Consider the following 12,816-nt stretch of genomic DNA (forward strand, 5'->3'; position numbering starts at 1 on the left):
TATGTGGACCACGGATGCCGAACTTGGAAGCAAACCTATCTCTGAAAGATATTCTTTTAATCCTTATCGTTTTCGTAGAGCTATTGAAACAGCGTCTGTAATGAGAGGCTTTTTGATGATTTCTTCTCACCACAACTTGTTGGTACACGACCAATCCAAATTGTATTATTCAGATAAAGACCCGCATTACACATCCTTCAGTAGTGAATACTACATCTATACTTTGCGGCGGATTGTGATTTAAACTTCCTTTTTATTTAGTTTTCCCTTTTTTCCCTTTACTTCTTTCCCTAAATATGGCTGAAAGCAGGTGACCTTTTACAACCCTATGTCTTGGGGTAGGTTATACGGGCGTTAGCGGCATGTCTATGCTGTGAAGGGGAGAACTGTATCCATGCGCTTAATTTTAAAAATCAATTTAATACAAACCCATTTAATTTTTTCATCATGGAAACTATTCAAAAGAAATCCGCCTCTTTTAAAGGCATCAAGTCCGCCGGTTGGGTAATCGTAATTTGCTTTATCGTTGCCGTGCTTATTTTTCACTTTGTGTTGGGAAACCCCTCTAACTTCATGAACAATGACCCGAACAACCATCCGCTGCCAGGGAACTTCCTCGGTACTATCTACAAAGGTGGATTCATCGTTCCGGTTATTCAGACTCTCTTGCTGACCGTTATTGCACTGAGTATTGAACGCTACATCGCTATTGGTGCTGCTTTCGGTAAAGGTTCATTGGCTAAATTCGTTGCTAACATCAAAGCTGCTTTGGCTGCCGGTGATATGAAGAAGGCTCAGGAACTTTGTGACAATCAACGTGGCTCTGTAGCCAATGTAGTAAATGCTACTCTGAAGAAGTATGCTGAAATGGAGAATGATACGACTCTTGCTAAAGACCAGAAGTTACTTGCCATCCAGAAAGAGTTGGAAGAAGCTACCGCATTGGAACTGCCGATGATGGAACAGAACCTGCCTATTATCGGTACTATCACTACTCTGGGTACATTGATGGGATTGCTCGGTACGGTTATCGGTATGATCCGTTCGTTTGCCGCTCTGGCTGCCGGAGGTTCTGCTGACTCTATGGCATTGTCACAAGGTATTTCCGAGGCTTTGATTAATACTGCCTTCGGTATCTTAACCGGTGCATTGGCCGTTATCTCCTATAACTATTATACCAATAAGATTGATAAGTTAACTTACAGCCTTGACGAGGTTGGTTTCTCTATCGTGCAGACATTTGCAGCTACGCATAAATAAATCGGTCGAACCCTTTTAAAATACTACAATTATGGGTAGAGCGAAAATAAAAAAGAAAAGTACGTTCATCGACATGACCGCGATGAGTGACGTGACTGTATTGCTGCTGACATTCTTCATGTTGACGTCTACGTTCGTGAAGAAAGAGCCGGTACAGGTTACCACTCCGGGGTCCGTATCCGAGATTAAGATCCCGGAAACGAATATCCTACAAATATTGGTCGATCCGGAGGGAAAAGTATTTATGAGTCTGGACAAACAGTCTGACTTGAAAGATGTGCTGGAAGCAATGGGGCAAGAATATGGAGTGACTTTCACTCCGGAGGAAACTAAAAAATTCTCATTGGTATCTACTTTCGGGGTACCGATGAAGAGTATGAAGAAGTACCTTGATTTGCCGCAGGATCAGCAAGACGCTGTGTTAAAGAATGAGGGGATACCTACCGACAGTATCGATAATCAGTTCAAAGCCTGGGTACGCAATGCCCGTGCCGCGAACAAAGATTTACGTATCGCCATCAAGGCGGATGCCAATACTCCTTATTCCGTAATCAAGAATGTGATGAACTCACTTCAGGACCTCAGAGAGAACCGGTATAACCTGATTACTTCTCTGAAGACTACTTCTGAAGACTAACAGAAAGGAAATATTATGGCTGAAATACAAGAAAGCGGCAATAAGAATAAAGGCGGAAAAAATAAGCAGAAGAAAATGACCGTCAGGGTGGACTTTACACCGATGGTGGACATGAATATGTTGCTGATTACCTTCTTTATGCTTTGTACTTCACTGAGCAAACCTCAGACAATGGAGATAAGCATGCCGAGCAATGACAAGAATGTTACCGAAGAGCAGCAGTCCAAAGTGAAGGCTTCACAGGCTATCACATTGCTGTTGGGAGGTGACGATAAATTGTATTATTACGATGGAGAGCCCAACTATAAGGATTATAGTTCGCTGAAGGAAACAACCTATAAGGCGGATGGTCTGAGAGCAATGCTTTTGCAACGTAATAGAGCTGCTGTAAATGAAGTGAACGAACTGAAACAGCAGAAACTGAATCTTAAGATATCAGAAGAAGAGTTTACGAAGAAAGTGGGGGAAATTAAGAGTGGAAAGGATACCCCGACCGTGATTATCAAAGCCACCGATGACGCTTCGTACAAGAATCTGATTGATGCACTCGATGAAATGCAGATATGTAATATAGGTAAGTATGTGATTACGGACATCGCTGAAGCCGACCAGTTCCTGATAAAGAACTACGATAGCAAAGGTGAATTGTCGCAGAACATTGCCGAATAATGTGTAACACCTAAAAAAGTAAGAATATGGCTAAAGTAGATTTAAGTTCTTCGGAATGGTGTGACCTGATATTCAGTGGCAAGAATAAGGCATACGGTGCCTATCAGTTAAGAGAGAAATCTCCGAAGCGTCATAATATCGCTGTGATACTGGTGATTGTCATCGCATTGATAGGGTTTAGTATCCCTACTTTGATAAAGATGGCTACGCCGAAGCAGAAGGAAGTGATGACCGAGGTGACTACCTTGTCTCAATTGGAAGAACCGGAAATTAAGCAGGAAGAAATGAAAAGAGTGGAGCCCGTTGCTCCCCCGCCTCCTGCACTGAAGAGCTCTATCAAATTCACGGCTCCCGTCATCAAGAAGGACGAGGAAGTGAGAGATGAGGATGAAATAAAGAGCCAGCATGAACTGGCGGAAACGAAGGTGACTATTTCTATCGCTGACGTGAAAGGTAACGACGAAGAGCATGGTAAGGATATTGCCGACCTGAAACAAGTGGTTACCCAAGCTGAACCGGAACCTGAAAAGGTTTTCGATATGGTAGAACAGATGCCTCAGTTCCCTGGTGGGCAGGCTGAGATGATGCAGTTCATCAGCAAGAATATGAAGTATCCGACTATTGCCCAGGAAAACGGAACGCAGGGACGTGTGACTTGCCAGTTTGTAGTAGGTGCGGATGGTCGTGTGCGTGATGTGAATGTGCTGAGAGGTGTAGACCCTTACTTGGACAAAGAAGCTGTCCGTGTGATTATGTCCATGCCTAAGTGGATTCCCGGTAAACAGAATGGTAAAGCTGTATCGGTGAAGTATACAATTCCGGTAGTGTTTAGGTTACAATAATAATGTGTGTGTCATGAAAACGGTGAAACAACTTCAACTTTTGAGTTTGGCAGTGATGCTGCTTGCAGTGTCTGCCTGCCAAAGTAAGCCTAAGGATGGGCTGACGGATACGTACACTTCGGGTGTGATAGCAATTGCTGCGGACGAAAGTTTCCAGCCTATCGTACAGGAAGAGGTGGATGTATTTGAAGGACTGTTTCCTCTGGCAGGAATTGTGCCCCGTTATGTGACGGAAGTGGAAGCCGTCAATCTATTGCTCAAGGACAGTCTGCGGTTGGCTATAACCAGTCGCAGGCTGACACCGGAGGAGGTGAACTCTTTCAATAGCCGGAAGTTCTTCCCGCAGGAGATAAAGATTGCTACGGATGGGCTAGCGTTGATTACGAACAGGGAGAATCCTGATACGTTGATCACCGTGAACGAAATTCGCAGCATCCTGACGGGAAAGGTTACACAATGGAAGGAGATTTATCCGGCATCCCGGCTGAAGGATATCTGCCTGGTATTTGATAACAAAAACTCCAGTACCGTGCGTTTTGCGGTAGATTCCATTTGTAAGGGTGCTCCGTTATCGGACCAGGTGAAAGCATTGAAAACCAACAGAGAGGTCATCGACTTTGTGTCAAAGACTCCTGATGCTATCGGTATTATCGGCGTGAATTGGCTGAGCGACCGTAATGACAGCACAGGGCTCTCCTTCAGCAAAGAAGTACGTGTGATGTCCGTCAGCGCTGCCGACAAGGCGACGCCGGAAAACAGTTTCAAACCCTATCAGGCATATTTGTTTTACGGTGATTATCCGTTGGCACGCAGCATCTATGCCCTGTTAAACGATCCGCGGAGCGCGCTTCCGTGGGGATTTGCCTCCTTCCTCGCTTCCGACCGGGGACAGCGGATTATTTTAAAGTCGGGATTAGTACCCGCTACCCAACAGGTACGGGTGGTGAATATAAAAGATAAATAACTAAAATGAGTGCTATTATGAAAACGATGTTAGTTCTTAGTATGGGAGCGTTGCTGTTGGCCGGCACACTTTCCGCACAAACGCCTGTACCCGAATGGCAGGCTGGGGTAGATAAAGTAAAAACCTTGATTCAGTCCAATCCCGCACAAGCTTCCGAGGAGGCTGGGGAGTTGCTGAAAGGGAAGAATAAAAAGAATGTGGATCTTGTGACTTCCGTAGCCCATGTTTATCTGGACGCCGGAAAGATCACCGAAGCTCAGGAATATCTGGCTATGGCAAAGAAAGCCAATAACAAGGATCCCAAGGTGTCTGTATTGGAGGGGGATATTGCCCTTGCACAAAAGAATATTGGACAAGCTTGCCAACTTTATGAGCAAGCCATCTATTTTGATCCGAATTGCAAGGAAGCCTACCTGAAGTATGCGCAGGCTTATAAGTCTGCCAGTCCTACACAGGCCATTGAAAAGTTGGAGCAGCTCAAAGCTGTAGATCCGAACTGTCTGGAAGCTGACAGGGAACTGGCTGAGGTATATTATTCCGGCAACCGTTTTGGCAAAGCTGCCGAGATGTATGCGAAATTCATCGACACGCCTCTTGCTACGGAAGATGATATGCTGAAATATGCTTTTGCCCTGTTCCTGAATCATGATTTTGAGAAATCATTGCAGGTTGCACAGAAGGGGTTGCAGAAGAATGCACGCCACGCTGCCTTCAACCGCCTTGTCATGTATAACAATACGGACCTGAAACGCTATGAAGATGCCGAGAAGGCTGCTGATGCTTTTTTCAATGCTTCGGACCGTGCAGACTATTCTTATTTGGATTACCGCTATTATGGCGCTTTACTGAGTGCATTGAAGAAATATGATAAAGCTATTATAGAATATGGCAAAGCATTGGATAAGGATAATACACAAGTGGACTTGTGGCGTGAAATATCCGATGCCCATGAAATGAACAATAATTATGCAGAGGCTATTGCGGCTTACCGCAAATATTACGATGCATTAGCTAAAGACAAGAAGACTCCTGAAACATTATTCCAGTTAGGACGTCTTTATTACGGACAGGGCACATCTTCGGATTCGCTCGCCGTGCAGCCTGCCGACCGTAAACTGGCGTTGCAGTCTGCTGACTCTGTGTTCGCACTTGTTTCCGAACAAGCTCCTGACAGTTATCTGGGAGAAATGTGGCGTGCCCGAACCCATTCTGCTATGGACCCCGAAACTACTGACGGGTTGGCGAAACCTTATTATGAAAAGGTAATGGACATGCTGCTGAGTAAAAACGAACCGAAGTATAACTCTGCGTTGATAGAGTGCTACAGTTATCTGGGCTACTACTATCTGTTGAAGAGCGACTATCCTGCTTCGAAAGAGTTCTGGAATAAAATTCTGGCTATAGACCCCGCCAATGCTACTGCCAAAAAGGCGTTGGAAGGCATCAAATAGCAACAATTTTAGTTGTTTGTCGTGTCGGGAGGAGTGGAGAGTGATTCTTAGCTCCTCCTTTTTTTATGTTTTTTTCTGTAAACGCTTGGATTATTAAAAAGATTATCTACCTTTGCGGTGTACTAATAAACTAATACACTAATATTGGGGTTAACAAGGTATCAGATACCAGTTGACAAGGCCTTCTCCTTGTATCTTGTTTCCTTGCCACCTATAAAAACATATAAGTATGCTACAGGTAGAAAACATTTCGTTCAGTTATCGTCGGGGTAAAAAAGAAGTCCTGCACGATTTTTCGCTCTCGTTAGAGAAGGGTAGGGTATACGGGTTACTGGGAAAGAACGGTGCCGGCAAATCTACACTGCTTTATCTGATGAGCGGTTTGCTTACTCCCAAGAGTGGGAAAATAATGTACCATGATACCGATGTACGCCGTCGGTTGCCTATCACACTACAGGACATGTTCCTGGTTCCCGAAGAATTTGAATTACCTCCTATATCTTTAGTCAGCTACGTGGAGTTGAACAGCCAGTTCTATCCCCGTTTCAGTAAGGAGGACATGGTGAAATACCTGCATTACTTCGAAATGGAGCAGGATATTGATCTGGGAGCCTTGTCTATGGGGCAGAAGAAGAAAGTCTTTATGAGCTTTGCATTGGCTACCCACACCTCACTGCTGATTATGGACGAACCGACCAATGGTCTTGATATTCCGGGTAAGAGCCAGTTCCGTAAATTTATAGCTTCGGGCATGTCGGACGACAGAACCATTATTATCTCTACCCACCAGGTGCGGGATATTGATAAGATACTGGATCATGTGGTGATTATGGATAACAGTCATGTGTTGCTCGACGCATCCACTGCCAACATCTGTAGTAAGTTTCTTTTCGTTGAAAGCGATGACCGCGAATTGGCAGAAGCAGCAATATACACGCTTCCTTCCATACAGGGTAATTTCCTGATGTTGCCGAATACGGATGATGAAGAGTCGGAGATCAATCTTGAATTGTTGTTCGGTGCTGCGCTTACGGACCCTGAGAAAATAAAAGGAATGTTTCACCCTAAACAGAATGAACAATGATACGCGATACCTTTTTTAGTGCACCCCGTTTTGTGAACTTATGTCGCAAAGAAATGGTGGAGAGTTGGAAGGCAAATTTGCTCCGCTTCGTAATGATGTACGGTATAATGGCGATTGCTTTCGTATGGAACGGATATTTTCAATATAATTATCCGGAAGGTCTGATTAATAGAGGGATAACTCAGGATCCTATCTGGAATTTCGAGTTAGGAGCTTTCGTCTGGGCACTTGTTATTATGGGGCTTTTGAGTGCTTCGTTTATAATGGAGCGCATGAAGACTAAAACGAGTCGGATAGCTATGTTGATGATTCCTGCCACAATGTTCGAAAAGTTTTTCTCACGTTGGCTGGTATTTACCTTCGGTTTCCTTATCGTATTTCTAATAGCTTTCAAACTGGCGGACTGGACACGTGTAACAGTTTATATGATTAGTTATCCCGAGTTGAAAGGCATTATTGCTTCTACTCCGCTTTCCCATCTGGTAGGAAAAGAACAATTCTGGACGGTTTTTGATGATTGCAATTATTTCATGTTGGGAGTAAGTGCTTATTTCTTTGCACAGTCCCTGTTTGTTTTGGGTAGCTCCATTTGGCCAAAGAATTCATTTGTGAAGACTTTTTCAGCTATTGTTGTGATTGCTATAGTTTATATAGCGATAGGCTCAGTATTAGCGAAAATGCTATTTGAAGGTCGCGGTGGTGGAGTAAATCAGACCGTATCGGATGAAACGATGACACTCTCATCTACGGTAATCTTTTTCGCAATGGCCGTCTTTAACTGGGTAGTTGCTTATTTCCGTTTCAAAGAGTCTGAAATCATTAACCGCTGGTAAGTATGAATTTTAAAGAAAGTAAAGCCATCTATCTTCAAATAGCAGATCGCATTTGTGACGAGGTACTTCTCGGGCAATATCGGGAAGAGGAACGCATACCATCCGTCAGAGAATATGCAGCTGTGGTAGAGGTGAACGCCAATACAGTGATGCGTTCATACGATTATCTGCAATCGCAGGAAGTTATCTATAACAAACGTGGTATCGGTTATTTTGTCGCTTCCGGTGCTCGCGCGTTAATCCTTTCATTGCGTAAAGAGTATTTTCTCAAAGAAGAAGTTGATTATTTCTTCAAGCAGATGTATACCCTCGGTATTTCGGCGGAGGACATGTCTGCTATGTACAGAGAATTTAGTAAGAAACAAAAATAAAGAAGAAGATTATGAAACGAACAACTTATATAATATTTGGAATGTTGCTTACCGGATTGGTTGTGGTGTGCGCTGGCATATTCTACGCCTCTATGCAAGTTACAGGTTGGGATAATATTTTCCTGGATATTAAAGGAGAAAAGAAGGCGGTTCAACTGCCGGAATGCAAAGTTATACAGATGGTGGCGGTTAGAAATATCATCACTACCGGCGAGGGCGAAGAGAAGGGAATAAGAATGCCGGCATTTGGAGGGCTTCCTTTGAAAATTACTCCTGCCGAAGCTGGACGGGGAACTTTCACTTATGCTTCCGGTATGGATGAATTCATGACGATGAACTCAGTTGGAGATACATTACGTATCGTATTTGATTTTCCTAATGATAAGCTTGAAAAGAAATATCAGGATCTGTATTGGCTTAATTTGCGCTCCGAAGAGATGACTATAGCTCTGCCGGATCATGTTCAGTTCTTACAGACCAGTCTTGAAGCTCAAAAAATGACTGTTGAAGGGTTAACCCGCGATTCATTGTCTTTGATGGTGCAAGATTATGCTACCATAAATGACTGTAATTTTAGAGCTCTAACAGTCCAGAATGGTGCGTGGTTGTTTAATACTGGCAAAGCGGATAATTTGTATCTTCATCTGAACGGGATACGGAGTTGGAATGTGAATGCAAGTTCTTTCCATGTTGATACGGAATATCTATATGCTCATGGTTATCAAAAATGTACTTTGGAAAATGGCGAATGTCGCCAGGTAGTTTGGATGCCTCAATCTAAAGACGCTTCATTGGATATAAAGTTGAAAGAAGCTGCAACAGTAGTTGTGAAATAACAATAGGTATTGTCAGGATACGAAAAAAGACCGTTGAAAAACGGTCTTTTTTATTTAGTTGCGGAGATCCGACCTTATATGTAAACTTACATTATTCGGCATATCTGAATATCAATCTAATACGCTTTCTGATTCAGTTGTTTTTATAGGGTATTTGTCCGAAATCTGTCCGAGGATAAATCTCGTAATGTGATTTTTACTGCTCTTTTTTATTTGGTACAATCATCTAATATTTGGATATAATATATTCTATTTTCCCAAATCTGATCCGCTTGCAATGGCACATATTACATTGTCTTTCTCGGGGACATGTTTTTTAATTTCTTTGATCTGTTCTTGAAGTTTACCTATTTCGCGATTTAATTCTTCATTTCTTATTTTTAATTCTTTATTTTCTTCTTTTAAATGCTGAAAAAGGGCGTCTGTAGGTTCAGGAGTTATGAACTTTTCTCCTTTTCCAGTGATAAGCCACATAATATTGACTTGAGGATATATGATTAATATATCATTCAATACGCCTGAAGTTATATCATTGTTTAGACTTGTCACATAGGTTGATGTACGGCCTATGCTGATGGAAAACTCACGTCGTGATAGCTCTAATGCCTCGCAAAGAGCAATTAATCTATCTCGAACAGCCGATGATTTTTGTTTTGTACCCATAATAAAAGTTAATCGAACTATATATAATTCACATTTCATTTGTTTTTAAACTATATATTGTTCATATTTGCATTGTATTTTAAATCACACGAAACAAATGTACAAAGAAATCGAAACCCCTGCAATAGCGAAAAAACGCTATTACTTTAAAAAAGGCTATCGTCAAGTGACTATAGCCCAGAAAGATGAAGTTCGCAAGAACTTGATGCATGCATTAGGCATTACACGTTACACTTACTTTTCGCACTTACTTAATAGTGGTATTGTGGATATCACTATGTCGAAGTATGAAGTAATCACTGACATTCTCCAGAGATATGGAGTGGTTGATATTTGGGAGATTGTTCCTGAAGATCAAAATATACGATGATATGGCTGCATTGTCGAATAGAGAAATACAAATCGCGGAACGTATAGCTTGGGGGGCTTCCCAAAAAGAAGTTGCTGATGATCTTGGTATTTCTCGCTATACCGTGGATAATATTCTTCGTAAGATATATCAAAAACTTCATATCGGTAAGATAAATGAGCTGTCTGCATGGTGGTTTTGCACGCACTTCAACATTAGCTTTGAGCTATCACCTTTAAAGCGTGCCATTGGTGCAGTGGCTTTGGTTGTTTTGATAATCTTTAATGATTTTATTTCAGATGGTTCCTATTGTCGTAGTCGAGGACGGAAAGTAAAAACGGAGGAGTTGGTGCGCTTGAAAGAAGTAGCTTAATTATTTCTTTAATACATGGGTGATAAGTTAATAACTAAAGAAATATGAGCAAATATACAGCAAAGCAAATAGCTGAATCTGACGAACTGTTTGAAAAGCAAATACATAAAGTCAGAAAATTTTATTTGAGCCGTAATCCCGATAAAATGATGATGCTTGAAGAAAGAAAAGCCGTCATTAAAGAACGAAATAAAGGTCTTTCCCCGGAATATGACAAGGAGTATTATTGTGGAACTTGTGGAGCTAAAGACGGTGCGGAACATCCTAAAAGCGGATATTGCTTTTACTGTGATACTGATAATTGGATTTCAAAGAATAACTAATAACTAATTAACAATGAATCAAATGGATATAAAATTAAGCAAGATGCAGTTTATTCATTTAGAACATATCTGCAAAAAAGGATGGGGTGGTTATAGCAAACCATCCGATGAATTAGACAAAATGGTAGAAAACGGTTTATTGACAAAATCGGCTGGACCATTCGGAGATGTTGTTTATCGTCCAACTAACAAGGGATATGAGTTAATAAATTCCTAATAAAATTATTGAAAATATCATGACTACATCATTAATTCAATTTCACAAAACAGATAATGTCTGTCATTATGAACTAACTCAAGAAGGTAAAAAATGCCAGTTCCTCCAGTTCTTGATTAATACCAGTAACTTCACTTGGCGCAAAATACCGGAAGAAATCACTGAAGAAGACAAACGGCAAGAAGCCTCTATCCTATTGAGCAAACTTTGTGCTATTGGGTACTTGATTTTTCAGAAAAAGAGACCGGATGTTTCGCGTGCAGTCATTGCAACCGATTACATGAACAAAGAACCCGGACGGAGTGGGAAAACCTTATTTGTGAATTTCATAGCCAAGTTCATTCAAGCAGAACACATAACTGGTAGATTCATCGATATAAATAATGCTTTTATTTGGAATGACCTATCCTCACAGACCAAACTCGTTGTGCTTGATGATCTACCGGAAAACTTTGAATTTGATTGGTTATTTCCATGTATTAATGGAGACTGGGTGATCAATAGAAAAGGAAAACAAGTAGATATGATCCCTTATTCATATTCTCCCAAAATAGTTATCACAACTTTCTCGGAGATAGCTGGCAAAGGAGTTAGTGTCGATTATAGGAAATGGGAACTTCCCTTTTCTGATTATTACAATGCCAGCCATAGCCCCATTGATGATTTCGGAAAATGTTTCTTCACAGACTGGGATATCGAAGACTGGAAGTATGCTTATATGTTGATCGCTGACTGCGTACAACTTTATTTGAATTATGGACCTGTGTTAACCCAGGAAATTCTATGGGAAAGTAAAATAGAAGTCGAAATAGGGATGGATTTTACTTCTTGGGCAGACAACTATTTTTCAAATCCTTCATATCTAAATCAGACCATCTCCAGAAGAAAGCTATATGAACTATTCTATAAAGAGGATAATGCGAGACGTAAATATGTCTCATATACAGTTTTCAAATACAAGTTGGCTAAATATTGCAATGCAAAAAAGATAGCTTTTAGCACACAAATTTCAAATGGAACTGAGTTGTTTTCTTTTTCAAAAGTATAATAAATCATATATGAAAAAGCAGTATGTTATAGCACGTTATTTTCGAGGTTGGCACGTGGAAACAATGTGCCAACCTACAACAAAGAGGGATGCTGATAAACGATGTGCTAAACTACAAAAAAAAGCGTCCCCATTGACTGAATACAAGGTGCTCAAAATTGCCACTACGGATAAAAAAGTGACTTACATTTAACGTATAACAAATGGGAAAAAGAACAATGCAAATAGATGTAATAGGTTCAGTGGAAGGTACTGGATTTATGAAATGCAAATTGTATGCCGATGGGCGTGTATGTGTATTCTACATGACGGAGTCTAACTATAAAGCCTTGATGTATGATAAAATATTTATTCGTGATGGTCAAACTATTGATTCAGCAGGAGTTATAAATACGACCAACACTTTTATTGAAGAAGATTTATGAATGTTTGAGGAATACCGGCTTTGGGATTTAACTTCGGGTGTTCCTGAATTATTTCTCTAAATTCAAAGGGAAACAAAATTATACGATTAAGCAGCTAATAGGTGATTAACTTTTATATATAGGGCAATTATGGCAGAAGACAATCTTGCACTCGATATCCCTATCGAGATCTTATTCAAATACCTGCTCAAAGATTATCACAGAGAGCAACAGCGCACCCTGTATCTGGAGAGGCAAATCAAAAGTGTGCTGAAGCGGAATGCTTACCTGGAACAGGAAATCGGCAAGGTGAAACAGCAGCTACTGAAGAAGATAGAAAGGAGTGAGAAACAAATTGATTATTCGCAAGAAATCAGCCGGCTACACCAGGCTGTTTCCTGCCGGAACAATACCATTGAGCAACTCAGAAATGAGAATGCCCGGCTGAAAAATGAACTCGATACGTATATGCTGTTTCTTGGCAAAATTTAA

General features: G+C 41.2%; 19 protein-coding genes (1 of these 19 only partly in view). 18 read left to right on the forward strand and 1 reads right to left on the reverse strand.

Translation table 11 applies throughout. From position 1 onward, the window contains the following. The 11 genes from K6V21_RS08905 to K6V21_RS08955 form a co-directional block, all read left to right on the forward strand. A protein-coding gene (locus K6V21_RS08905) for a hypothetical protein (RefSeq protein ID WP_044265594.1) crosses the window boundary here: on the forward strand, nt 1-244 show its 3' portion. The gene continues 206 nt to the left of window position 1, outside the view; the window shows 244 of its 450 coding nt (coding positions 207-450); its start codon lies off the left edge, out of view; its stop codon occupies nt 242-244. Nucleotides 245-447: 203 nt separating this feature from the next. Next, nucleotides 448-1,260, forward strand: a complete 813-nt coding sequence (locus tag K6V21_RS08910; protein ID WP_007667673.1) for a MotA/TolQ/ExbB proton channel family protein — start codon at nt 448-450, stop codon at nt 1,258-1,260. A 31-nt stretch (nt 1,261-1,291) separates the two neighbouring features. Continuing rightward, nucleotides 1,292-1,897, forward strand: a complete 606-nt coding sequence (locus K6V21_RS08915; protein ID WP_195538492.1) for an ExbD/TolR family protein — start codon at nt 1,292-1,294, stop codon at nt 1,895-1,897. A gap of 12 nt (nt 1,898-1,909) precedes the next feature. Then, nucleotides 1,910-2,566: an ExbD/TolR family protein gene (locus K6V21_RS08920; protein ID WP_195538493.1), complete on the forward strand. Its 657-nt coding sequence runs from the start codon at nt 1,910-1,912 to the stop codon at nt 2,564-2,566. A gap of 26 nt (nt 2,567-2,592) precedes the next feature. Further along, nucleotides 2,593-3,408, forward strand: coding sequence for an energy transducer TonB (locus K6V21_RS08925; protein ID WP_195538491.1), 816 nt, complete (start codon nt 2,593-2,595; stop codon nt 3,406-3,408). Nucleotides 3,409-3,421: 13 nt separating this feature from the next. After that, the gene (locus K6V21_RS08930; RefSeq protein ID WP_224321530.1) at nt 3,422-4,372 is read left to right on the forward strand and encodes a PstS family phosphate ABC transporter substrate-binding protein; all 951 of its coding nucleotides are present in this window, start codon (nt 3,422-3,424) and stop codon (nt 4,370-4,372) included. A gap of 5 nt (nt 4,373-4,377) precedes the next feature. Beyond that, on the forward strand, nt 4,378-5,823 hold the full coding sequence (locus K6V21_RS08935) for a tetratricopeptide repeat protein (RefSeq protein WP_217714659.1): 1,446 nt from the start codon (nt 4,378-4,380) through the stop codon (nt 5,821-5,823). A gap of 229 nt (nt 5,824-6,052) precedes the next feature. Then, nucleotides 6,053-6,907, forward strand: a complete 855-nt coding sequence (locus K6V21_RS08940; RefSeq protein ID WP_195538488.1) for an ATP-binding cassette domain-containing protein — start codon at nt 6,053-6,055, stop codon at nt 6,905-6,907. Beyond that, nucleotides 6,904-7,740: a hypothetical protein gene (locus K6V21_RS08945; RefSeq protein ID WP_217714657.1), complete on the forward strand. Its 837-nt coding sequence runs from the start codon at nt 6,904-6,906 to the stop codon at nt 7,738-7,740. The genes K6V21_RS08940 and K6V21_RS08945 overlap by 4 nt, the downstream gene beginning before the upstream one ends. Before the next feature lie 2 nt (nt 7,741-7,742). Next, on the forward strand, nt 7,743-8,111 hold the full coding sequence (locus K6V21_RS08950) for a GntR family transcriptional regulator (protein ID WP_007209418.1): 369 nt from the start codon (nt 7,743-7,745) through the stop codon (nt 8,109-8,111). Between the two features lie 11 nt (nt 8,112-8,122). Beyond that, nucleotides 8,123-8,947: a hypothetical protein gene (locus tag K6V21_RS08955; RefSeq protein WP_224321531.1), complete on the forward strand. Its 825-nt coding sequence runs from the start codon at nt 8,123-8,125 to the stop codon at nt 8,945-8,947. A 249-nt stretch (nt 8,948-9,196) separates the two neighbouring features. Here K6V21_RS08955 and K6V21_RS08960 read toward each other — a convergent pair whose 3' ends face one another. Beyond that, a complete protein-coding gene (locus tag K6V21_RS08960) occupies nt 9,197-9,649 on the reverse strand; it encodes a hypothetical protein (protein WP_224321532.1) in 453 nt (150 codons plus the stop codon). 58 nt (nt 9,650-9,707) lie between these two features. Between K6V21_RS08960 and K6V21_RS08965 the strand changes: the two genes are divergently transcribed. The 7 genes from K6V21_RS08965 (at nt 9,708) to K6V21_RS08995 (ending at nt 12,816) form a co-directional block, all read left to right on the forward strand. Next, complete coding sequence (locus tag K6V21_RS08965) at nt 9,708-9,980, forward strand: hypothetical protein (protein WP_224321533.1); 273 nt, start codon at nt 9,708-9,710, stop codon at nt 9,978-9,980. A 1-nt stretch (nt 9,981) separates the two neighbouring features. Then, nucleotides 9,982-10,332, forward strand: a complete 351-nt coding sequence (locus K6V21_RS08970) for a response regulator transcription factor (protein WP_224321534.1) — start codon at nt 9,982-9,984, stop codon at nt 10,330-10,332. A 44-nt stretch (nt 10,333-10,376) separates the two neighbouring features. After that, complete coding sequence (locus K6V21_RS08975; RefSeq protein WP_224321535.1) at nt 10,377-10,655, forward strand: hypothetical protein; 279 nt, start codon at nt 10,377-10,379, stop codon at nt 10,653-10,655. A 22-nt stretch (nt 10,656-10,677) separates the two neighbouring features. Continuing rightward, nucleotides 10,678-10,872 carry a hypothetical protein gene (locus K6V21_RS08980; protein ID WP_224321536.1) on the forward strand — a complete coding sequence of 65 codons (195 nt, stop codon included), beginning with the start codon at nt 10,678-10,680 and terminating at the stop codon, nt 10,870-10,872. 19 nt (nt 10,873-10,891) lie between these two features. Beyond that, a complete protein-coding gene (locus K6V21_RS08985; protein ID WP_224321537.1) occupies nt 10,892-11,920 on the forward strand; it encodes a hypothetical protein in 1,029 nt (342 codons plus the stop codon). Between the two features lie 203 nt (nt 11,921-12,123). After that, nucleotides 12,124-12,345 (forward strand): hypothetical protein, encoded by a 222-nt coding sequence (locus K6V21_RS08990; RefSeq protein ID WP_224321538.1) that lies wholly within the window; start codon nt 12,124-12,126, stop codon nt 12,343-12,345. 129 nt (nt 12,346-12,474) lie between these two features. Continuing rightward, nucleotides 12,475-12,816, forward strand: coding sequence for a hypothetical protein (locus K6V21_RS08995; RefSeq protein WP_224321539.1), 342 nt, complete (start codon nt 12,475-12,477; stop codon nt 12,814-12,816).

The organism is Bacteroides cellulosilyticus, from assembly GCF_020091405.1.
Classification (GTDB): domain Bacteria; phylum Bacteroidota; class Bacteroidia; order Bacteroidales; family Bacteroidaceae; genus Bacteroides.